Source organism: Legionella sheltonii (genome assembly GCF_026191355.1).
Lineage (GTDB): Bacteria > Pseudomonadota > Gammaproteobacteria > Legionellales > Legionellaceae > Legionella > Legionella sheltonii.
This window is the reverse complement of sequence record NZ_JAPHOQ010000003.1, coordinates 21,546-43,180: the sequence shown is the minus strand read 5'-3', so window position 1 is coordinate 43,180 and position 21,635 is coordinate 21,546. Positions and strand designations below refer to the sequence as shown.

The window sequence follows — 21,635 nt, the reverse complement described above, 5'->3', positions numbered from 1 at the left end:
AAACCGATTACGCTATGCTCATAAGAACCACTGAAACAATAAAACAACTATTGTGTTAATTCAGTGACCGCTTTTTTACTCTGCTCATACTGAATGATCATTTCAGAAAGTGCTTCTGGTGAAACGTCTACTTTGGGGTCAATTGCTTGCTCACTCCATTTAGGAATTCGTACTGGCTTAAAATAACGACCTTCGGCCGGTTCAGAGCGTTTATCATACTCAACTGTATAAAGCTTCCCAAATCCCGTGATTTTTCCCTCATCATCTGCCTCTAATTCTACAATAGCCTTTTGGATTGCAGTTTTGGCGTCTATTTTTTTACCCTTAATTCCATCCTCCAGGATCTTCTTAGCATCTTCTATCGTTTCATAAAACAAGACTTCATGACCTAATGAATACCCACAAACTTGCTCAAATGCTAATGTATGAAGAGGGGAAACGAAATAAGAAGCCAAATCAGAAAAACTATCACCAATTTTGGTATATGGAGGTTTCACTAATGCGTATATTTTTTTCATTTTATTCCCTAAAAATTTAAAATATATAAAAAGACAGTTCTCGAATGGGAACTAATCACAATTCTCCGTTGCGTTTGAACTTGAAAAAATGCAGTGACGCAACCTATAAGTGTTTCTTATATCCAGAACAGTAAACACCTGCAGTAGCATTGCAACCATTTTTTTCAGGTTAAATATTATCACACTTGTTCTATTTGTATATAAGCTTCTGCCCCCACTTTTTATTATGAATCCATGGCATTTATTTTGCGTCAGGGTAAAAAAGTACGGTACCAATTTCAGTACAAATTTGATGCAAATTCCTTTGGACAATCTCCTTTGAATATAAATGAACATGGAGAATAATTTTCACCCACTCAACTATACTCAAAATAACCCAGTCGAAAAATTGAGAACTTGCAGGATGCAATACTGGGCTGACTAAACAGGAGTTTTTTTATGAAAGTTAATTATCTGCTCGCCCCTTTTATTTTAATGCCACTATGTGTTTTCAGTCAGACTCATGATGATGTGACCACCTTGATGATTTCACAAAACCCGGAGAATAAAAACAACCAAACCCTCACTTATTCAAATGAAATAGATAACTTTAAAAAAAATAAATCATTGATTCGCAGCATTGATTTTCCGACACAAATCATTCGTATGGATCAAAACATAGAAAATCAACAACTCACCTGTGATGAAGTAAATAGCCAAATTGATAAAATCTTAGTGCAAAAAATAGTGAATGAGCAATTTAGTTATGCGATTTATATTAGTTGTTATTATAATCCGGAAACTCGATTAGCAACCCAATTCATTATCAACAGCTATTTTGATCCTTTAAATGACGAAGCAGTTACCTACTTGGAATCCTATCTTAGCGAATACAATGGCACTGATTTATTTGGGACGAAATATAAAATTGAATCTGCAAAAGGTCTCATCATTTCCTTAGAAGTTGCTGCAGGAATGAAAAAAAAGCCGAATAGACCTCCTTTTGTCGAGTATCACAAAGACCGTAGTAATTTCTACTTCAAAAGCAACTATGAAATGAAAAATAAGTTATTCAGTGATATCTATCAAAATTTCTTTACTCCTGATCCTAATAAAATACTGCCTTTCCTAGATAAATGGGTTTCATCTCATGCAAGCTCCATTTATAAAGCAGTCTTAAGAGATTCAAATTATGTTGAATTACAGCCCGAAAAAATTTTTCTTATGGAGAATGAGGAACTATTTGTTTCTAACTTTAAACAATATTTTGCGCATTATTGCGAGCCTTATGAAAACCATCGATGCTTGAATCCTGGGGGTAAAATAGATAATGAGGAAAATCTTTCGAAAGTAGCTTTGTAAGTTATGAAATGAGTCGTGCAGCAAAATTCCCCTCATCCCTCGTTGCGCATGGGATGAAGGGGATTCTATTTAACCCAATTCGGCTTCATAAGAAGCTATTTTTCTCGGTTTTAATTCGGCTTGCTCCTCGGCAATTGCTTTATCATTGACGATCTTGGTGACACAAGCATCAGACCATACATTTAAAGCAGTTTCTAACATATCAATTAAACCATAGAAAGGTAAAATAACCCCCATAAGCACGATAGGAACGTTCATACTGGATAAGAGGCTAATGCTCAGGAAGAAACATCCCATAGGTACCCCAGCATTGCCAATAGCAGCAACAGTCGCAACGAATACCCACAAAACCATCGTCCCGTAGGAAATGGGCATGCCATGATTCTGCATTAAATAAATTACCGTAGCAAAAATAAAGGCAGCACAACCATTCATGTTAATGCTGGTGCATAAAGGTAAAACAAAACGGCTTACTGCTGGCTTTACCTGTAAATTCTTTTCTATAGTATTCATGGTGACCGGTAATGTCCCTACGGAAGACTTAGAGAAAAAAGCCACTGATAAGGCAGGAAGCATAGAGCGCATTGCAGCAAAGGGTTGAATATTATTCTTTTTTAGCCATAAAGGTAAGACGACAAAACCTTGGACTAAATTGGCTAAAACAACGATTAGTAAATACTCACCAATCCCTTTGATATCCATACCTGAACGCAACTGAACTACTGTTGAGGTAATAAAGCCGAACAAACCTAATGGAATTACTGCAATAATCCAACGCGTCATCACTAAAAACATACCGTGCGCGCCTCGGAAAAAGCGCGTAATGGTATCACGTGCTTCTTCATCAGGTATTTGCCGAACCGCAATACCGATAATAATACTTAAGAACAATACCCCCATAACTTGTTGTTCAAGAAAAGGAGATAATAAATTAGTGGGTATAATATTCGCCAGATATCCCAAATAACCTAAACTGCTCGTTGATGTGGTTGTTTGCGCATCCAAATTGACTTGCACCGAACTGGGTTGAATGATGAGATAAAGCAAACAGCTGATCACCGCAGCCACTATCGTAGTTGAAAAAGTATACTTTATTGTACGTTGCCATATTTTTTTCATATACCCATCAGTTTTGTAGTTTGCCAAAGTAACGATGATGGATAAAGAAATAATGGGTAAACTGATGCACTTAAAAAGTTTAATAAATAAATCAGAAATCAATAGACCTGTTTCTTTCAAAACAGCAACATTTGACATTCCACTGGCAATACCCAAACCAATCATTAAAGCATAAATCACCGGGGTGCTGAAAATGAGTTTTTTCTGTTGTTGATGTGCTGCACACATGTTGGGAATCCTTAAAAAATCAAAAAAATGAACATAAAGAGATTAAGTTAGCAGCAACAACAAGAAACAAGTTTAAAATGAGCGAGGGTTGAACGGTGCATTGTTTGGTTCGAGTGAGTTAACATAAAAACCTTATACTCTGGCTGATTAAAATATGTACAATGAGAAATATTCTAACACATCTAGCATGTTCGTCAAGTTATTTATGTCAAACCACAATCGTTTAATACTGATCTTAAAAGAAATTTCTCTCGGATAACCGAAAAGAGAGCGCATATAAAAGAAGATGCTTATAACTAATTCTCCGCTTTTGTTAGCCATTCATAATCTGCAAAATTCATCTCCTTGGCGATAGGAGGATCTATGAGGCCCTCGCCCGCGCGAAGAATTTGATTAAAAATAAACTTTAAATCGGGGGGGTATTGTGCAATATGCTTTAATTAAAAGCAAAGTAAAGCGTGGTTAGGCAAAAAATTATTGATTATAAAGTAAAAAATAAATAGCCTGACTATCACAGTAATCAGAGTTAATGTAGTCGGATTCATTCGCCCTGCTACAATGATCCTCGTTACATCAACATACTTGACCAGATTATAGTAAATATAAAAGTATGTTGAAGAGATTTTTCTGTGAATTGTTGGGTCCGACTCAACCTACTTGCTCCGTAGTGCCTTGGCTGGAAAACCAACATCCATTGTGTATAATTTTAAATCAATAGAAAGGTAATCATTGGTGTCAATATGTATAGTTTCACTAGAACAGAGAAGTCCTAATAGCAACGAAGGCAATCTGATACTAACACAGGGATATTTTGATTTTTATCCTTTGTTTTGGCCAACAAAAGAATATCTCTCCACAGCAAATCTGAAGGATATGAATGACTATTCCGACGCGATGACTCAACTTCGTAATAAAGCAGTAGGAAATGAAGCTCTAAGTAATTATTTTGGTAAGGTTGAAGATCCGGTATGCTCAATGACGGTATTATTACCTGGCCATGAAACTGGCATTCTCTTTTCTTATCCCGCTATTGGAGAAATTAGCAAAGCGAAAGTAGCAGAAAAACCAAAGGACCAGGATGAATCTCAACCAGTTTTGCATAATATCTTAGTGGGCAATTGCCCTCAAATCGAACTAATTCCATATTGATCGGTTAGCAGATTGGAAAATTGCTAATAATAATAATTAAGGAAATTAGCCTTTTGTTCATTACTGTTTGATTTTGGCTATTTTTCAATTGGGATCTCAGCTACCATCGGTAACATCGTTGCACTGTTTGTATTGTGCAAATTTATGCGAGGTAAGAATTGATACAATGAGTTCGGAACAAGATGATTTAAGGTAGGGAATGCGTTTTTTCATACCTGCGATAATTTCAAACAGGATTCCAAATTAAGCAGAGCATTTTTAATAAATTCTCAAGCCATTGGCGCAAATTAAGCAACTCCCTTATTTATGTTAAGCTCATGTGTAGTGCTTTGGGAGTAGCCTAAAAAAGTGTGAATCAATTCTAAAAATTTCTGTCTACCACATAATGAGCTATCGCTTCTAATTTATTCACTGGAATACCCGTTTTTTTTAAATGTTTTAAGGCTTTATTGAAAATTTCGTTTTCTTTTTGCTTCGCTTTCTGCATCCCAATCAGGGTTGGATAAGTAGGTTTGTTTCTTTCCTGATCCGAACCTTGATGTTTACCTAAAGTCTGGGTATCAGACTCAATTCCAATAATGTCATCATGGATTTGAAATGCTAATCCGATATAGTCTCCAAATTTTTGTAAATTATTTAAAATATTTTTATCATCACAATTGGCAGCGAGGGCGCCCAGTAAAATACTTGCGGTAAGTAAATATCCGGTTTTTAGTTTATAAGTATTTTCTAATTCATTTAAACTTACGTCCTTATCTTTCATCTCAATATCAAGCTCTTCCCCTCCAGCCATCCCTAAAGATCCAATTGCTCGCGCCAGGAGGCGAATCATTTCTATTTCAATCTCAACTGCAATTTTATTTTTATCCAGACTGGCAATAGTTTCAAAAGCCAGGGTCTGTAACGCATCACCCGCTAATATAGCAGTAGCCTCAGAAAATGCTTTATGACATGAAGGTTTACCTCGACGTAGATCATCATTATCTAATGCAGGTAAATCATCATGGATTAAAGAAAAAGCATGGATCATTTCAATAGCGGAACCAAGGTGATCAAGTATATCAAAATCAGCCCCTAGTGCTTCTCCTGTTGCATATACTAAAGCTGCACGTATCCGCTTTCCGCCATTTAATACCGCATATCTCATCGCTTTATGCAGCTCAACAGGTTGTTTATTTTCTGCTGGTAATAAACAGGTTCCATTACTCAGGAAATGATTAATTCGTGTTTGATATTCCTTGAGATAAATTTCTGCATTCATCATGTTGTTTCACCTTATCAACCATTTTGTTATTACGACACAAAGAGCAGCTGAAAAGCCAAGCTTACTCCCCTAAGGATTGGAGCGATCCCCAAAAAGCTCCCTAAGTGCTTTGTCTTATTTCCTTAAGAATTTCGAGTGCATCAGTCTCGTTAACACAATGCGTTTGCTCTAATTTTCCTATCAGCATTTGACTTAAAAGAGGTATCTCTTCTTTTTGCGCACCTACAGACAAAACCAAATTTTTTATATGTAATTTCATATGGCCATTAACAATACCATCAGAAACAAGGGCATTTAATGCAGCAAAATTTTGTATCAAACCTACAGCCGCAACTACTCGGGCAAGCTCATCTGCCCGAGAGATCCCAAGTATCCCGAGACAAATTTTAGCAATCGGATGAATTTGCGTTACTCCTCCTACCGTTCCCAGTTGAATTGGAACTTCAATCCGCCCATATAGATTTCCATCACGCATTTCCCATTTGGTGATTGAACTGTATTGTCCATTCCTAGCTGCATAGGCATGAACTCCAGCCTCAACCGCTCGCCAATCATTACCTGTAGCAATTAATACCGCATCAATGCCATTCATAACCCCTTTGTTATTTGTTGCAGCTCGATAAGGGTCTATTTGAGCAAATAAAGAAGCCTCTTCAATACGTTTTCCCAAGATTGGATCAATGTCATAAATTACTGCATTAGCAACAGTGATTTTTTGATCAGACAAATTGGATAAGATACACATGGTTACCTCTTCATGTGTGTGCGCCTCGATTAGCCCTCGCAAAAACTCACAGGCTTGATTAATTCTATTGGCCCCCATTGCATCACTTGGATCAATTAATACATGTAAAATACCCATAATTTTTTTATCAGGTCGTTCTATAGTACGAACAATGATGTCTGATGCCCCTCCGCCACGCTTGATTAAGGAGCTGAGAACTTTTTGATTTACCTGGTCGAGAAAAAACTCTTTCTGTTCACTAATTTTTTTCTCAAAACGAACTGGATCACGAAGACATGCAAATTGAATTTGACCTATAGCGTGTTTCCCTAAAATTTCGGTGCTCAAATCGCCATGAAGGTTAATAAACTTAGCTGCCTTGCTGAGGCCTGCGATAACGGAGTGTTCTTCAATCACCATTGGAATAATAAAATGTTTTTTATCGATACAAAAATTAACAGCAACTCCTAATGGAATCCCAAACCAACCAATTGGATTTTCGATTAATGTTTCGAGCAGTTCCTCTTTAAAAGTACCTCCATGCTGCAATGCAACGACACCCTCGGGATCCAAAAAAACCGTTGCAACGAGTCTTTCAAGTTTCTCTTTTTTAGTTAACTTGGAAAAACCTTCCCATACTTTTTTACCATTTAAACTAATACTGCTCATCTCAAATAACTCGATACGTTAAAAAAATTTCCATTTGAGCCCAGCCCCAAGTTCCTGTTCCAAGTAAATAATCCGTAAATTCTTTTTCATACACCATTCCAGGCACTATGAGAATATGCGGCAAGAGCAAAAAACTGGGTGCATCTTTCGCAGCAGAACCATTAAGGACAAAGGATGGATGAGAAGTTAGCAGAATCACCATCCCCCCTCTAAGGACCAGATATTCTCCCAAAATGAACGTTTTTGCAGGTACCGATAACTGACAATTCATTATCCTCATCCTTTTATTAGGGATTCGACCAAGTTGGACTCGTTCTTATTGCGACGACGCATTTGCATATAGGCTTCTGCATTAATTTCTTTTCTGTTTTCCAAATCCTTGTTCACATCCTCTCGCCATTTACCCTCTGCTGCCAGATTACCTGCCGTCAATAGCAGCAATTCTGCTCCACAGCCTGAACCATAGGAGAAAGCAGTGATTTGATCGCCAGCATGTAAGCCGCATAGGGTTTTCGCTACAGAAACCCATAAACTTGCCGTATAGGAATTACCGGTTAAAGAATTCCATTCCATTGTAGGATTAACTTTCTCCATGAAGAGCTGTTCACATTTTTGAGGATCTATTCCTGATGATAGGCATATATCTGCAAACGCCTTTTTCACCATTTTAGGAAAGGGTACATGAAAACAAAGCGCTTTATAGACATCAAACAAATTGGCAAACTCCATTTTTTTATCAATACACAATGCCTTGAAGCAGCTACGTGCGGCTTTTTTATAACATTCAAGACTAAAATCCCCATTGACTAAAGGAAAGGGTTCATTCTCCGGCCTCCAAAAATCAAATACTGGCTTGCTGAAAGGGTATGATGCAGAATCGATTGCAGCAATATCGGGAGTATCAATGATAAATGCTACAGCACCGGCTCCTTGCGTGGGTTCTCCGGGATCACCCACTTTATAGAGAGAGATATCAGCAGCAATCACCAACGCGGCTTTTTGGGGGGCAATATTGGCAAGTTTCCACTCCAAAGCTTGTCTAATGGCTAATGTACCTCCGTAACAGGCATGTTTGACTTCATAGGATCGAACAGCACCGTGAATGCCTAATTTTTCTGCTACGAATGCACTCAAAGGCCTACTCATGTCCGGTGCACTTTCAGTGCCTACTGCTAACAACCCAATATCATCCAGTGTACCTCCCCATCGAGAAAGAGCACGTTTTGCTGCCTCTACAGCCAGTTCGACTACGCTTATATTTTCAGGACAAAGTGAAATTTTTCTGCAACCCAGTCCAATAGTGTATTTATCAGGATCTACATTTCGTAGTTTTGCCAGGTTTTCTACAGAAAGAAAAATGGGTGGAAAATGAAGCCCTATTGAAGAGAAACCAACTTTATTCACCTTGCTACTCCTTACAAACATCTTAACGTTATAAATTTAGATATTTACACGATACAACTTGAATGGTAGATCTACTGTCGGCTCTTTTTTCCATAAACTTAGAACATATCCTCCATAACCTGCCTCTATGACTTTGCAAGCTAAAGCATACTTTTTGAGAATATCTATATGACTCTTAACTCGTTCTGATATGAGTCCCCATTCAAAATAACATTCATTCGCGAGATTCAGTGCATCTGCTAGCAAGAATAATCTGTACTTTTGATTACTTTCCAAAGCATGTCTGGTTTCAATGGAGGAAGTTATCATTTTTTCGTCAACAAGAGCGGCTTTAGAAGGCTCCAATAATCTCATTTCATTAATTTTTTGCAGGCAATCGTCACTTATTGTGGTTTCTTTGGTACTTGATATATAAAGATGAGGGTGCCATGTAGGGTTTAATTTTTTTATTTCACGTGAATAGGAGTACATGATGAGGCTGGGTGACATCACTCCTGCAATATCGGCTCCATTACTGCTTTCCCGGAGTGAGCTCTCTAGTTTTAAAGTAAACTCAAACAAATTACTTCTTTGCATGAGGCCGTAATAAACAAGCCACTCAGCCACGGCATAATAAAGAGCAGCAAAAAAACCAAAGCCATTACATGGAGGGATGTTGCAATTTAATTCAAAATATCCTGTCAACACGGAGCATTCCTTGCCGAGCAATTCCAAAGCCCGGCTTATCACAGACCATAGAATTATCTGGGTGGAATTAAATCCCTCTCCGGTAATCGTTCGAATTGTTTTGATTTCATTAGGATAATATTTTAGAACTAATTTATAGCGCTCAAATGGACTAATAATTGCATATCCTTTCTGGTTGTTAATAAACTCACCGCTTAATATGCATTTTGCAGGAATACAGACTTTAAAACCCAACATAGACATCATCAAGAAAATTAAGGTATCTATAAATTTAGCACATAATTACTCGATTCGTATTATTTTTATACAACTCTAGAATATTCTTTGTGATTTCGAAAGTCTAAATAATTGCGAATTAACTCCACTCACTTAGCTCATAAAACTTAAAATTAATCAGCTATACTTTTTTTTATGCTATGAATAAAAATTGAGACGGTGGAGACGGCAATGACTTTCAAAATTAACGTACCAGCAAAATGTATTTTAGCTGGTGAACACCTTATTCTGGAACGTGGTTATGCAATTGTTGCTCCATTTTATCAGTATAATTTAACCCTGAGTTATGAGCCGGATAAAACAAAAACAATGCATCTTATTTCTGCTGAAGCTAATGATTCCTTTGGCATTATATTATGGCCGGCGATTTATAAAGCATATGAACTATTACAAAAAGATCCTCATAAAATTACAGGTGTTTTTGATATCAAATCAACCATCACTCCTTGCGGAGGTCTAGGTTTTTCCGCTGCGCTATGCGTTGCCATCACCGAGTGGATTATCTATCAAGGATTATTACCTCGTTCTCAATTATTTCAGTTTGCAGTAGAGTTGGAAAATATGTTTCATAAACAAAGTAGTGGTGTGGATATTGCCGGTGTAACGGCTAAAAACATGATAAAATATTTCCCTAATCGTGAACTATGTGAGATAGACCTTGCATGGCAACCTCTTTTTTATATTTCTTCATCCAATGAAACCAGTTTTACTGGACCATGTGTTAAAAAAGTCCAGGAATTAAAAAAGGAAAATCCCCAAAAATCGGAAATTATTTATGAAAAAATGTTACATGCGGTTCTCTTAATTCAAAGTGCATTAGAAGAAAAAAATGATGAGAGTCTGCGTATTTTGGCGCAAGGGCTATCAACTGGAAATGAATGTTTTTATGACTGGGACTTGGTATCTCCCCAACTACATAATCACATCCAGCAATTAAAAGAGTATGCATTAGCCTGTAAAGTAGTGGGCTCAGGTTTTGGTGGCCATGTTTTAAGTTTATGGAAAGAGCCTCCTCCTTCTGATTTTCCTATCCAATTACATCCTCTGATACTAAATTCAACTAAAAAAGCAGAGCTATCATCGTAGATATCGAGGAGTGTAGGCAATTTTTTTATTTATGTTTATTGGTCAGTCATTATGAAGTGCTTTAAAAGCATATTTTGGAGGTTTTATGAAATCCATGAGTAGCAATTTCCCTATAAGCAACTTTACTACAACACTAATTAGACTAATAAAATCTCGTATAGTAGTTATCTATCGGCCAATTTTTGCCTTATTAACTTATCTGGCTTCTGCTGGACCTGATTATAAGATATCGACCAGTATTTTAGTTGTACTAACAGTTTATCTTGCGGGATTTGGGACATATCTTTACAATGATTTGAATGATTTTGAAGAAGACAGTATGAATAATGAGGTGACAAGTTTTACCTATGATGTCACTTTATATCGTACGATATTGATTGTTTCTATTTTTTGCCTGTGCAGCGCATTACTTTTAGGAATTTATCTTAGTATCTACAATCTCTTTATTGGATTGTTTAGTTTATTATTAGCGTTCACTTACTCACATCCGAAAATTCACCTCAAGACTTATTTCTTAATCAAAACAATAGCCACTGCTGTAGCTTCCGTATTAGCAGCCCTTGTAGGTGTTGCTGCATCGAATCATTTCTCCTGGAAAATTTGGCCTTTCTTGGCCTTGGCATTCCTGATTTCATGGGCAATTTCACCATTGAATGATGTTCGAGATATCAAGGGAGATAAAATCAGCGGACGAAAAACTATTCCTATTGTACTAGGAGTTAAGGTCACTTTTTTCATTACTTGCAGCGCGGTTCTAATCTCCTTAGTCATTGCGACTCTTGGTGTCTATAGCATTACCCTAACTGTAAATTACAGTTCTATGATTTTAGCGCTTATAGCGGGTTTTTATTCGCTGTATTTGCAACTGTGTTTGTATAATAATCAAACGGATAAGCCTCTGATGAAAAAGCTTCTTAGTCACCTTCAGATCTCTATGATTAGTATGCAAGTTGCAGCATTAATTGCCTTTATATGGGGTTAGTCAATTTGAAAAAGCGATGAATTTCTTGCATTCGTCTTGCCCCTGATTGGGATAAAAATTATGTCATATAATTCGTTAGAAGAGCAAAACACCCATGTTATTTTAGTCGATTCACAAGATAACTGCATAGGAATAATGGATAAACTGTCTGCCCATCGAGTAGGGAAACTCCATAGAGCTTATTCTATATTGGTATTTCGCAAATATAGAGACACCATTGAGCTCCTTATCCAACAGCGTGCCAATAGCAAATATCATGGAGGAGGACTGTGGACTAATACATGTTGCAGTCATCCACAACCCGGCAATGATTTACTTGAGGATGCAACGAAGAGATTATTTGTAGAAATGGGTATCAAAGTAACATTGATTGAAGTTGGAGTATTCCAGTATTTTGCCGACTTGAATAATAATATGTTTGAGCATGAGATAGACCATGTTTTAATTGGCTATTGGGTTGAACAGAACGTTCATCCTAATCCTCTGGAAGTTGATAATTATTGCTGGATAAGCATTCATAAACTACAAGAACAGCTGGCAGAATGCCCTAAAGTATTCACCCCCTGGCTACCTCAAGTTTTAAATATTGCCTTAACAAGCAAACAGTTTATTCATTATTTTGGTCAATTAAAGAGATTATCATGAAGATAAAATACCCCTCTCATTTAGCGATTATTATGGATGGAAATCGGCGTTGGGCAAAAAACCGGTTTTTACCCGCGATTACAGGATATATTATTGGAGCTAAAACAGCATGGAAAATTCTGTGTACCTGTATGGAGTTAAACATCCAATATCTTACTTTATTTTCCTTTAGTACCGAAAATTGGCAAAGAACTCAAAAAAAACAATCATCTCATCTTCTTAAATTTATAATTTCCTATCTATCCCATCATGTAGAACGTTTTCATAGTAAAGGTATCAAAATACGTATTATTGGTTCTAAAAAAAGACTCAATGAAAACTTATTGAGAATGCTGGATGAGGTTGAGAAAAAAACAGCACAAAATTCACGTTTAACATTATTTATTGCTTTAGATTATGGCGGAAAATGGGACATTCTCAATGCGACCAAACAAATTGTTCGGCAAGTGACAGAGAAACAATTAGATATTGAGAATCTTGATGAAAAAGATTTTGCCAAATTTTTGGCGACTCAAGAAGCCCCTGATCCCGAGTTAGTCATTAGAACAGGAGGCGAACTCAGACTTAGCAATTTTTTATTATGGCAAATTGCCTATTCAGAAATTTATTATACTCCTGTATTGTGGCCAGAATTTAATGAGCAGGAATTGTTAAAAGCATTTGCTGCATTTACAGAACGCCAACAAAATTTTGGAAAATAAGAGCCTGTCCGGAAAGTGTCTGCCCCCAATGCCAAAGCTTTTGTGCTAACAGCCATGTTTAGCCTGAACTATAGACTTTTATGACTCATGTTTGGTGTGTTTTATTTCTCTTATATACTCTACCAGGAGTTTCTTTTGTTCCTTTAGCTGATTGGCGCCAAATCCCACATAAATCCCATGAATTTCCTATAACCTCAAGAGACTTTAAAACCTTAACCACAATAATTTATTAATAAATCTGGGTCAAAAAACGGTAATTTCCCTAGGTGAACTTATGTACCAAGGTAGATGTTATGAGTTCTCAATCAACTAACTCAATGCACTTAATTTGTTGCTTTAAACGAATGATTCGACGGTAGGCATCTTCGATACGTTGTTGCTCTATTTTTTGTTCAAAAATAAGTCGTTCAATTACTTCAATCACTTCTGGAGCCGAAATTTTTGCTAATTGATTTGCGAAGATGAGCATATCAGCCCCTGCGTTGATTGTCATACATAGGGCATCCTCAAGTGAGTAATGATCTGTAATTGCCTGCATTTGTAAATCATCAGCGATGATGACTCCATCATAGCCAATAGTCTCACGCAATAAGCCTGTTAAGATAGCATGGGATAAAGTAGCAGGTAAGCCTTGCTTATCCAACTGTTTATTCACCACATGCGCCGTCATAATCAAAGTAGGTTTATAAGCCTCTTTTGCTAATCGATAGTAAGGAATCAACTCTTCCTCATGAAATGTATTCGTAACATCCACAAATCCTTTATGGGTATCACCCAATGCACTACCATGTCCTGGGAAATGTTTATAACAACACGCGATACCATAATGAGAAAAGACATCAACAAATTTTCTAGCCAAATGAACTACATCATCAGGATTGCTTGAAAAACTACGCTGTAAACTGCCAATAATTCCTTGCTCTTCTTGTAGATGCAAATCAACAACTGGGCTGAAATTAAGATTAAACCCTAAAGACTTTAGGGTAAATGCCATTTGTGTCAGTTCAGCCTGCAACGCTTCAGGAGATAATTGTGCCATCGCGTAGGCACTCATAGTGGGCATGCATCCTTCAATCCGTGACAATCGATCTATGGCGCCCCCTTCATAATCGAGGGCAATTAATAAAGGCAATTCATTGTTTTTGTAATTTATTTCTGAAGAATAATAATTAAGTTGGTGTGTTAAGCGTTTGATTTGTGCTTGATTTTTTAAATTCCTACCATATAAATCTGTAGAAATATCGTAATCGAATAACAGAACGCCACCTAATCCATCTGAAGATAGCCATTCAGCAACAGGGCTTTTGTTGTGAATATCACAGCCATCAAATCCCATGACTAACATCTGACCAATTTTATTTCTAAGAGTAATCATCAGTCGCTCCGTCAACAAATTAGGAAAAAATCCTTCCTAAAAAATTAGTTTATGTTGTGACGAGAATCATACACAAAGATAAAAATTAATGCCATTTATATCTTTTTTGGCGGTATCGCCGGAATATCATTAAAATTGCAACTGCAATTTCCTGATGCATCGGGAGGCAGCGGGACTAGTGAAAAATCACTCGGGTAACAGACCGTGACATTCCAGGCTGAATCTCCAGGATTTACAGTATTGGGCAAAGACCAATAATTTTTAGCAATGTAAGTTTTCCCTTTGTCACTTTCCCAAAAAACTGGTGAAAACTGAGCTCGATACATTAGCTTTTGCCCAGGTTCACAAGGAAAAGTCTGTCGTATCCAAGATTTTCCAGAAGGAACTGCTACAGTTGTTAGCGTTTTACCTGATGCTGCATCCATGATTTCCACAGATACATCATATTTAGTCCAACAATTATCCTTAACTAAAGTGTAATAACAGGTAATAGCAGCCGAAAGAGAACTTGATGAAATAAGGCTTAAAATAGTAATAAAAGTGCTTGCTAACATAATTTAATCCTTTTAAATGGTGCGTGTTAACAATTTGCTTGGCCTAAAAGCAAACAATTAAAATGAATTGTTAACAGACTTTAGAGCCATTTATTAATAGTATATACAATATCAATTATAAATTATGTAGATAAGTTATCAATTTAGGCCCGTACAAGGGTTGATTTTATTATCCGACCTGTATAAGCTTGCCCGAATTGGAGAGATGGCCGAGCGGTCGAAGGCGCACGCCTGGAAAGTGTGTATACGGCAACGTATCGAGGGTTCGAATCCCTCTCTCTCCGCCAAATTCAATAAAAAAACGGTTAAATTATGCTTAAAGTGCCTACCGTTTTTTTATGTTTACTATTCCCATAGGTACTTTTGCAGTGATGGAACTAGGGGCTAAAAAATTCAAATTATTGGCATGCAAAAGTATGATTATGAACAATTCATTTAGGGATATGGCATATGAAATTAATTATAATAGGAATTTTATTATCATTTAATGCAATCGCTGGTGATTATTTCCCTAAACTAACATCACAAGATCAACCATGGTCTGTTACTGCGAGTGCAGGCACAGGCAATTACCAAATCTCTTCCAGAGACAAAAATGCTCCAATAGGACGATTAGCCCTGGCTAATGAAATGATGCTTGCAGGAAATATTGCATTAGGCTTGGAATTAGGACTGCAAACTGGGACTCGGATAAAATTAAACATGACCCGAGAAACACTCCATGCACTTAAAAAATGGATACCCATGCAAACTACTCTTGCTCCTACGCTGGATTTATTAATTACCACCAAAAGCGACCCCCTGGGAAATAGTTCTTTTTTTGCCCAATTAAAAGGGGGGCTGGCTTATCGGCATTGGCGTGACGATCGTGTTCCTCTTAATGACATCTCCCAATTAGCTGGCGAAATACAAGCAGGTTTTGGTTATCCAATTACTGCTTTGGCTAGCCTAAGTTTGTTGTATCAAGGAATATTTAGTGGTAATGGTCCAAATTTTCATTTGGAAACTTATTCTAAAAAAGAGCAGTTATCTAACATCCCTACATTACACGCCGTTCTCCTGGGTTTATCGGTTAACCTTTAAAAATCCCCGTCATCCCGGGAGATTTCTCACTGCGTTCGGGATGATGGCAAAAGATTCCGGATAAAAGTCAGATGGGTGTACAGATTGAGAATCCTTTTCACGCAAGATGCGCCAAATGTGGCTTTTCCTAGACTATAATGTAAGCAAATAGGTCCTCTTCTCCATTGATTTTCAGGGAGTATTATCATGAAAGAACAACATTATGCCTATAAAATAACGCACAGCGCATCAGGTTTGAATTGCCCACATTCTGCATTGGAGAATGCTAAAATGGTGGACTTGCTAAAAGAAATAGAAAACCAGCATAGCAATGGAATATTTTGGGTATTTAAACAATTTGGTGATCAACCACAAGAACCACTTTGCATCATAGACTGTTCAAAAAAACGTATTTACTTTCATTATTCCGGTGAGGTTGAAGATTTAAAAGATGCTATAGCCAATTTAAGCCATTAACTTATATTCTCAAAGCCTTGTTTGTTTTTTAAATCAAAATGAATATTATTTTTTTATTTTGATTTTATTTAACCCATTCCAAGTCTAGACAAATGAACTTTTTTTAGTCACCATTCCCTTCCTTTATTCCAGTTGAAGAGAATACCATGTCTTTAAAAACCAAAATAATTATTTTAAGCGCGCTTTTTTTTAATTTATTTACCTGTGCTTATGCAAGCTCTGCAGCAAAGCCTGTAGAAAATGATACCGCCATTCAAAACGCTGTTTTATTCTATATAAACCAATACCGACAGCAACACGGCTTATCTAAGCTTACAATGGATAATAAGATTGTAATTCAAGCCAAACAACACTCTCAGGATATGGCCAACCATCGTATGCCTTTTGGCCATCAGGACTTTGGAAAGCGTATTGCCAAACTGCGTTCTCAAATTAAAAATACTGGCGGCGGCGCCGAGAATGTCGCATACAACTACAAAACGGCTCAAATCGTAGTTAGCCAATGGGTTCGTAGCCCAGGACATCGAAAAAATATCATGGGTAATTATAATATTACTGGGATAGGTGTTGCTCGTGACAAACAAGGCAAACTTTATTATACCCAAATTTTTCTACAAACAAGCAAGAATCCACCGCAAAGACACGCAGCAAGAAGAACTTACATTGGCGTCCCCTTTTTTGGTATTCAGCGTCGTAGTTAAAGATTCGTTAGCCTGGGTGCAGCGCAGCGAAAATCCAGGCTAAATTTTCTTCATTAATTCAACACATTAACAAATACCTGTTCAATTTTAACGAAATCTTTGCAAAAAACCAGCAAAATCAAGTGGCAATAGAACGCATATTGGCCTATCATAGAATCATAGACAGTACACATTGTTCAGCCAACATTATTACTTTGGGAGCCAGAGTGAGAGTGCGGTGCGCAAGCTTAGCAAGTACTAAGAAGCCTAAAACACTCCAGAGGAGTCCACCTTGGTAAAAAGGACTGTACTCAATCTTACTGTCTATCCCAAATTTCATAAAAGGGCGTTTAAAATACGCCCTTTTTCATTTCTATGTCCCTGTGTAAATTATGATTATGAGTTTTGGTGCTGTTTAGCAGCTTCCTGTTATCCCTCACGGCACTCGTCATGACGAGGTTCTAAGGGGGCTTCACCCAGACTATAATACCCACTCATTTTGTTCGATTGTTTTTTTTAATGTATAACCACTATAATCAAACAGTTAAAACCTGAATTATAATTAAATACATACTTCTATAATGGACACTCAAGCAAATGGATATTTTATTAATTTTTCTTATCCTATTCTTTTTTAGCTTATCCTTTGGGCTAATCCGATTCTTTGATTATCTAGCAAGGAGTGAATCATGAGTTTGTATTTAAGCTGCGGAATAATTGCTTTATGTTTGTTAATTTATTTGTTAATTGTGTTATTCAAACCCGAGTTATTCTAGGCTAACCGATTTAATTTAAAATGGGAATGGACCCCTTATGACTAAAGTTGGTTTTCTGCAAATTGCATTTTATTTCATCTTCCTATTACTGCTTGTAAAACCATTAGGTTGGTATATGGCCCAAGTCTATCAAGGACGTCCCTGTTTATTAGATGCCGTTTTAAGACCGTTTGAACAATTGACCTACAGGATTTGTGGTATTCGTACTCAAGAGGAAATGGGATGGAAAACCTATTTATCAACCATGCTCTTCGTTAATTTAGTTGGATTACTGTTCGTTTACCTCATACAACGTATTCAATTTTATCTCCCACTGAATCCTCAGGAGTTTACTTCCCCATCGCCTGATCTTGCATTTAATACTGCAGCAAGCTTTGCCACCAACTCCAATTGGCAAGCCTATAGTGGTGAAACCACGATGAGTTATTTTACACAAATGGTCGCACTAACCACACAAAATTTTATCTCAGCAGCGACAGGCATGTCGTTACTCATTGCACTAATACGAGGTATCGTAAAAAATGAAAAGAACACCCTGGGAAATTTCTGGGTGGATACAGTACGTGGAATACTTTATATCTTATTGCCGTTATCTTTAATTTTGGCACTTATTCTGTGTTCTCAGGGAGTCATTCAGAATTTTAAACCCTATCAAAAAATAAGCTTACCGTACCCCTTTACCTGCAAACAGACAATAACAGATGCAACAGGTAAAACGGTATTGGATAACCTAGGCAACCCTGAAACAACACCGGTAAAAATAACCGAACAAATCATTCCTATGGGGCCGGTAGCCTCACAAGTTGCCATTAAACAACTGGGTACAAATGGTGGTGGTTTTTTTAATACTAACTCTGCTCACCCATTTGAAAATCCTACTCCATTGACCAATTTTCTGGAAATGGTAGCAATCCTGCTCATTCCTGCCGCTTTTTGTTTTACGTTTGGCACTATGGCTCGCGATAAAAGGCAAGGCTGGGCTATATTAATCGCCATGGCCATTCTTTTTGTTCCATGGTTAATATTCGAAGTTGCAGTCGAGCAAGCAGGAAATCCCTCATTTCAACAAATGGGGATTGACCCTATCGTCAAATCTGAACTTTATCCTGCCGGTAATATGGAGGGTAAGGAAACACGTTTTGGTATTGTCAATTCAGCAATTTGGGCAACAGCTACAACAGCAGCCTCTAACGGTTCAGTAAACTCCATGCTCGATTCATTTACTCCCCTAGGAGGATTTGTTCCTTTATGGATGATGCATTTAGGAGAAGTCAGTTTTGGCGGCGTTGGTTCCGGGCTATATGGAATGTTAATGATGGTTATTCTTACTGTATTTATTGCAGGACTTATGGTTGGCAGAACTCCTGAGTATTTAGGTAAAAAAATTGAGCCTTTTGAGATGAAAATGGCCTCCATCGCTGTTTTAATTATGCCTCTAATTGTCCTCATTACAACAGCCTATGCTTCAGTAACTCCTGCTGGAACAAACTCCATCGCAAATCCTGGGGAACATGGTTTTACAGAAATACTTTATGCATTTACGTCTATGGGAAATAATAATGGGAGTGCTTTTGCGGGTTTAGATGCCAACACCCCTTTTTATAATATTATCGGTGGCGTGCTGATGTTGATCAGTCGATATTGGCTAGCTATTCCTGCACTTGCAATTGCAGGTTCGCTCGTTAGAAAAAAAAGAATTCCCAGCAGCTTGGGCACATTAACCACTCATACCCCTCTTTTTGTTACTTTATTGATTTGTATTGTCATTGTTATCAGCGCATTATCTTTTTTTCCAGCACTTGCTCTGGGTCCTATTGTGGAGCATTTGATGCTTTGGGGGAAATATGGCAACTAAATCACATTCTATTTGGGATTTTAGCATTATTAGAGGCGCGCTTCTGGATTCATTTTTAAAATTAGCCCCTCACAACCAAATAAAAAACCCGGTCATGTTTACTGTATATGTGAGTTCAATTGTCACTACAGTCCTTTTTATACAAGCACTGATAGCGAATGGAGAAGCTGCACCGTGGTTTATTCTAGCTATCAGTTTATGGCTTTGGTTTACACTCCTGTTTGCTAATTTCGCAGAAGCTATGGCAGAAGGTCGGGGTAAGGCACAGGCAGAAGAGTTGCGTCGCGCACGGCAAGAAATTCAAGCCAAAAAATTAGCTAAGGCATCTAAAAGTGCAAAATTCACAATAATTCCATCCGTGCAATTACGTGCAGGGGATTTGGTTTTGGTTGAGGCAGGTGATTTTATTCCCAGTGATGGGGAGATTATTGAAGGAATTGCTTCAGTTAATGAAAGTGCCATCACCGGAGAGAGCGCCCCGGTAATTCGTGAAAGCGGCGGGGATCGAAGCGCAGTAACCGGAGGTACTCAAATTATCTCAGATTGGCTTATCATCCGTATTACCTCTAATCCGGGTGAAACCTTCTTGGATCGGATGATTGCTCTGGTAGAAGGTGCTAAAAGACAAAAAACACCGAATGAACTTGCATTGACGATCTTACTTGCTGCATTAACCATCGTGTTCCTGGTCGTTTGTAGTACCCTGCTCTCTTTTTCAATGTTTAGTGTGTCCGTCACTAAAGCAGGTTCAGCAATTTCTATCACAGTGCTTGTTGCTCTTTTTGTTTGTTTGGCACCAACAACGATTGGCGGGCTCCTTTCAGCCATTGGTATTTCTGGCATGGATCGCATGATTCAGGCCAATGTGATTGCCTTATCTGGACGCGCGGTTGAAGCGGCTGGAGATATTGACGTTTTATTGCTGGATAAAACCGGAACGATTACTTTAGGTAACCGACAGGCAACTGAATTTATTCCTGCAGAAGGCGTCGATGTCAAGGATTTAGCTGACGCAGCTCAACTCGCTTCTCTTGCTGATGAAACACCCGAAGGCCGAAGTATTGTTATTCTTGCTAAAAGAAAATATAAGTTACGCGGCAGAGCACTTGCCGAACTGGATGCAACGTTTATTCCTTTTACAGCACAAACCCGTATGAGTGGCGCGAATCTTGGAGTCCGACAAATTCGTAAAGGTTCCTCCGAAGCCATCGAAGAATACATCAATGAGCTGGGAGGTAACGTTCCTGAAAATGTAAAAACTAATGTAGAAATTATTTCACGCCAAGGAAGCACAGCCCTGGTTGTGGCAGAAGGAAAAAACGTCTTAGGAATTGTTCGCCTTAAAGACATCATTAAGGGGGGAATTCATGAACGATTTGCCCAGCTAAGACAAATGGGGATTAAAACCATCATGGTGACCGGCGATAATCCTCTAACTGCGGCCTCAATCGCCGGTGAAGCGGGCGTGGATGATTTTCTAGCCAATGCAAAACCCGAAGATAAACTTAAATTGATTCGTGACTTACAAGCTCAAGGTCATTTAGTAGCAATGACCGGTGATGGGACCAACGATGCACCTGCACTGGCTCAAGCTGACGTTGCGGTAGCGATGAATTCAGGAACACAAGCCGCAAAAGAAGCAGGCAATTTGGTTGATCTGGATTCAAATCCAACTAAGTTAATTGAAGTAGTTGAAATAGGTAAGCAGTTACTTATGACGCGCGGCGCCCTAACGACTTTTAGTATTGCGAATGACATTGCCAAATATTTTGCCATCTTACCCGCTGCGTTTGCCAGTACTTATCCCGCACTGCGTGTACTCAATATCATGCACCTTGAAACGCCACAAACTGCAGTGCTTTCCACAGTAATTTTTAATGCGCTTATCATTATTTTCCTCATTCCTTTAGCGTTACATGGAGTAAAATACCGCCGACTTCCTGCGGCACAACTCCTCAGAAATAATGTAATTATCTATGGGTTAGGTGGATTAATCGTTCCTTTTATCGGCATTAAAATGATTGATTTACTCATAACAGCGTTGGGTTTAACAGGATAAAAAA

Annotated in this window: 21 protein-coding genes, 1 tRNA gene and 1 other RNA gene; 14 read left to right on the top strand and 9 right to left on the bottom strand. The window is 37.9% G+C overall.

The genetic code is table 11. The features are described from left to right. Positions 1–47: 47 nt before the first annotated feature. Positions 48–518 carry a hypothetical protein gene (locus OQJ26_RS04025; protein ID WP_265702676.1) on the bottom strand — a complete coding sequence of 157 codons (471 nt, stop codon included), beginning with the start codon at positions 516–518 and terminating at the stop codon, positions 48–50. A gap of 438 nt (positions 519–956) precedes the next feature. Between OQJ26_RS04025 and OQJ26_RS04020 the strand changes: the two genes are divergently transcribed. After that, a complete protein-coding gene (locus tag OQJ26_RS04020; protein WP_265702675.1) occupies positions 957–1,859 on the top strand; it encodes an Lpg0189 family type II secretion system effector in 903 nt (300 codons plus the stop codon). Between the two features lie 69 nt (positions 1,860–1,928). On the opposite strand, the gene OQJ26_RS04015 is transcribed toward OQJ26_RS04020, so the two are convergent. Then, positions 1,929–3,206, bottom strand: a complete 1,278-nt coding sequence (locus tag OQJ26_RS04015) for a dicarboxylate/amino acid:cation symporter (protein ID WP_265702674.1) — start codon at positions 3,204–3,206, stop codon at positions 1,929–1,931. A 732-nt stretch (positions 3,207–3,938) separates the two neighbouring features. Between OQJ26_RS04015 and OQJ26_RS04010 the strand changes: the two genes are divergently transcribed. Further along, positions 3,939–4,355 carry a hypothetical protein gene (locus OQJ26_RS04010; protein ID WP_265702673.1) on the top strand — a complete coding sequence of 139 codons (417 nt, stop codon included), beginning with the start codon at positions 3,939–3,941 and terminating at the stop codon, positions 4,353–4,355. A 361-nt stretch (positions 4,356–4,716) separates the two neighbouring features. Here OQJ26_RS04010 and OQJ26_RS04005 read toward each other — a convergent pair whose 3' ends face one another. From OQJ26_RS04005 to OQJ26_RS03985, 5 genes are all read right to left on the bottom strand, one after another. After that, positions 4,717–5,619, bottom strand: a complete 903-nt coding sequence (locus tag OQJ26_RS04005) for a polyprenyl synthetase family protein (protein ID WP_265702672.1) — start codon at positions 5,617–5,619, stop codon at positions 4,717–4,719. Between the two features lie 100 nt (positions 5,620–5,719). After that, positions 5,720–7,012 carry a hydroxymethylglutaryl-CoA reductase, degradative gene (locus OQJ26_RS04000; RefSeq protein ID WP_265702671.1) on the bottom strand — a complete coding sequence of 431 codons (1,293 nt, stop codon included), beginning with the start codon at positions 7,010–7,012 and terminating at the stop codon, positions 5,720–5,722. Between the two features lies 1 nt (position 7,013). After that, positions 7,014–7,283, bottom strand: a complete 270-nt coding sequence (locus OQJ26_RS03995) for a hypothetical protein (RefSeq protein ID WP_265702670.1) — start codon at positions 7,281–7,283, stop codon at positions 7,014–7,016. 5 nt (positions 7,284–7,288) lie between these two features. Further along, complete coding sequence (locus OQJ26_RS03990; RefSeq protein ID WP_265702669.1) at positions 7,289–8,416, bottom strand: hydroxymethylglutaryl-CoA synthase family protein; 1,128 nt, start codon at positions 8,414–8,416, stop codon at positions 7,289–7,291. A 36-nt stretch (positions 8,417–8,452) separates the two neighbouring features. Further along, positions 8,453–9,340, bottom strand: coding sequence for a mevalonate kinase (locus OQJ26_RS03985; protein ID WP_265702668.1), 888 nt, complete (start codon positions 9,338–9,340; stop codon positions 8,453–8,455). Between the two features lie 210 nt (positions 9,341–9,550). Between OQJ26_RS03985 and OQJ26_RS03980 the strand changes: the two genes are divergently transcribed. From OQJ26_RS03980 to uppS, 4 genes are all read left to right on the top strand, one after another. Next, positions 9,551–10,465, top strand: a complete 915-nt coding sequence (locus OQJ26_RS03980; RefSeq protein WP_265702667.1) for a mevalonate kinase family protein — start codon at positions 9,551–9,553, stop codon at positions 10,463–10,465. An 85-nt stretch (positions 10,466–10,550) separates the two neighbouring features. Further along, positions 10,551–11,447: a UbiA family prenyltransferase gene (locus OQJ26_RS03975; RefSeq protein WP_265702666.1), complete on the top strand. Its 897-nt coding sequence runs from the start codon at positions 10,551–10,553 to the stop codon at positions 11,445–11,447. A 60-nt stretch (positions 11,448–11,507) separates the two neighbouring features. Beyond that, the gene (gene idi / locus OQJ26_RS03970) at positions 11,508–12,092 is read left to right on the top strand and encodes an isopentenyl-diphosphate Delta-isomerase (RefSeq protein WP_265702665.1); all 585 of its coding nucleotides are present in this window, start codon (positions 11,508–11,510) and stop codon (positions 12,090–12,092) included. After that, positions 12,089–12,793, top strand: a complete 705-nt coding sequence (uppS, locus tag OQJ26_RS03965; RefSeq protein WP_265702664.1) for a polyprenyl diphosphate synthase — start codon at positions 12,089–12,091, stop codon at positions 12,791–12,793. The genes idi and uppS overlap by 4 nt, the downstream gene beginning before the upstream one ends. A gap of 301 nt (positions 12,794–13,094) precedes the next feature. Here the strand turns inward: uppS and OQJ26_RS03960 are convergent, their stop codons facing one another. Both OQJ26_RS03960 and OQJ26_RS03955 read right to left on the bottom strand, forming a co-directional pair. After that, positions 13,095–14,168: a glycoside hydrolase family 3 N-terminal domain-containing protein gene (locus tag OQJ26_RS03960; RefSeq protein WP_265702663.1), complete on the bottom strand. Its 1,074-nt coding sequence runs from the start codon at positions 14,166–14,168 to the stop codon at positions 13,095–13,097. Between the two features lie 95 nt (positions 14,169–14,263). Next, positions 14,264–14,722, bottom strand: a complete 459-nt coding sequence (locus OQJ26_RS03955; protein ID WP_265702662.1) for a hypothetical protein — start codon at positions 14,720–14,722, stop codon at positions 14,264–14,266. Between the two features lie 199 nt (positions 14,723–14,921). Here OQJ26_RS03955 and OQJ26_RS03950 point away from each other — a divergent pair. The 8 genes from OQJ26_RS03950 to kdpB all read left to right on the top strand — a co-directional run bounded on the left by OQJ26_RS03950 (position 14,922) and on the right by kdpB (position 21,631). Continuing rightward, positions 14,922–15,009, top strand: a tRNA-Ser gene (locus OQJ26_RS03950). Between the two features lie 163 nt (positions 15,010–15,172). Further along, positions 15,173–15,805 carry a hypothetical protein gene (locus OQJ26_RS03945; RefSeq protein WP_265702661.1) on the top strand — a complete coding sequence of 211 codons (633 nt, stop codon included), beginning with the start codon at positions 15,173–15,175 and terminating at the stop codon, positions 15,803–15,805. Between the two features lie 186 nt (positions 15,806–15,991). Continuing rightward, positions 15,992–16,261, top strand: coding sequence for a hypothetical protein (locus OQJ26_RS03940; protein WP_265702660.1), 270 nt, complete (start codon positions 15,992–15,994; stop codon positions 16,259–16,261). Positions 16,262–16,407: 146 nt separating this feature from the next. After that, a complete protein-coding gene (locus OQJ26_RS03935) occupies positions 16,408–16,962 on the top strand; it encodes a CAP domain-containing protein (RefSeq protein ID WP_265702659.1) in 555 nt (184 codons plus the stop codon). 157 nt (positions 16,963–17,119) lie between these two features. Continuing rightward, positions 17,120–17,271: non-coding RNA, 6S RNA (gene ssrS / locus OQJ26_RS19515), on the top strand. A 359-nt stretch (positions 17,272–17,630) separates the two neighbouring features. After that, a complete protein-coding gene (locus tag OQJ26_RS19435; RefSeq protein ID WP_081776841.1) occupies positions 17,631–17,717 on the top strand; it encodes a potassium-transporting ATPase subunit F in 87 nt (28 codons plus the stop codon). A gap of 37 nt (positions 17,718–17,754) precedes the next feature. Next, positions 17,755–19,572, top strand: coding sequence for a potassium-transporting ATPase subunit KdpA (gene kdpA / locus OQJ26_RS03930; protein ID WP_265702658.1), 1,818 nt, complete (start codon positions 17,755–17,757; stop codon positions 19,570–19,572). Next, positions 19,562–21,631 (top strand): potassium-transporting ATPase subunit KdpB, encoded by a 2,070-nt coding sequence (kdpB, locus tag OQJ26_RS03925; RefSeq protein ID WP_265702657.1) that lies wholly within the window; start codon positions 19,562–19,564, stop codon positions 21,629–21,631. The genes kdpA and kdpB overlap by 11 nt, the downstream gene beginning before the upstream one ends. Positions 21,632–21,635: the final 4 nt, after the last annotated feature.

Coding starts and splice junctions, on each gene's coding strand:
- OQJ26_RS04025 (WP_265702676.1), bottom strand. CDS start 518: ATGAAAAAAATATACGCATTAGTGAAACCTCCATATACCAAAATTGGT.
- OQJ26_RS04020 (WP_265702675.1), top strand. CDS start 957: ATGAAAGTTAATTATCTGCTCGCCCCTTTTATTTTAATGCCACTATGT.
- OQJ26_RS04015 (WP_265702674.1), bottom strand. CDS start 3,206: ATGTGTGCAGCACATCAACAACAGAAAAAACTCATTTTCAGCACCCCG.
- OQJ26_RS04005 (WP_265702672.1), bottom strand. CDS start 5,619: ATGATGAATGCAGAAATTTATCTCAAGGAATATCAAACACGAATTAAT.
- OQJ26_RS04000 (WP_265702671.1), bottom strand. CDS start 7,012: ATGAGCAGTATTAGTTTAAATGGTAAAAAAGTATGGGAAGGTTTTTCC.
- OQJ26_RS03995 (WP_265702670.1), bottom strand. CDS start 7,283: ATGAATTGTCAGTTATCGGTACCTGCAAAAACGTTCATTTTGGGAGAA.
- OQJ26_RS03985 (WP_265702668.1), bottom strand. CDS start 9,340: ATGTTGGGTTTTAAAGTCTGTATTCCTGCAAAATGCATATTAAGCGGT.
- OQJ26_RS03980 (WP_265702667.1), top strand. CDS start 9,551: ATGACTTTCAAAATTAACGTACCAGCAAAATGTATTTTAGCTGGTGAA.
- OQJ26_RS03975 (WP_265702666.1), top strand. CDS start 10,551: ATGAAATCCATGAGTAGCAATTTCCCTATAAGCAACTTTACTACAACA.
- idi (WP_265702665.1), top strand. CDS start 11,508: ATGTCATATAATTCGTTAGAAGAGCAAAACACCCATGTTATTTTAGTC.
- uppS (WP_265702664.1), top strand. CDS start 12,089: ATGAAGATAAAATACCCCTCTCATTTAGCGATTATTATGGATGGAAAT.
- OQJ26_RS03960 (WP_265702663.1), bottom strand. CDS start 14,168: ATGATTACTCTTAGAAATAAAATTGGTCAGATGTTAGTCATGGGATTT.
- OQJ26_RS03955 (WP_265702662.1), bottom strand. CDS start 14,722: ATGTTAGCAAGCACTTTTATTACTATTTTAAGCCTTATTTCATCAAGT.
- OQJ26_RS03945 (WP_265702661.1), top strand. CDS start 15,173: ATGAAATTAATTATAATAGGAATTTTATTATCATTTAATGCAATCGCT.
- OQJ26_RS03940 (WP_265702660.1), top strand. CDS start 15,992: ATGAAAGAACAACATTATGCCTATAAAATAACGCACAGCGCATCAGGT.
- OQJ26_RS03935 (WP_265702659.1), top strand. CDS start 16,408: ATGTCTTTAAAAACCAAAATAATTATTTTAAGCGCGCTTTTTTTTAAT.
- OQJ26_RS19435 (WP_081776841.1), top strand. CDS start 17,631: ATGAGTTTGTATTTAAGCTGCGGAATAATTGCTTTATGTTTGTTAATT.
- kdpA (WP_265702658.1), top strand. CDS start 17,755: ATGACTAAAGTTGGTTTTCTGCAAATTGCATTTTATTTCATCTTCCTA.
- kdpB (WP_265702657.1), top strand. CDS start 19,562: ATGGCAACTAAATCACATTCTATTTGGGATTTTAGCATTATTAGAGGC.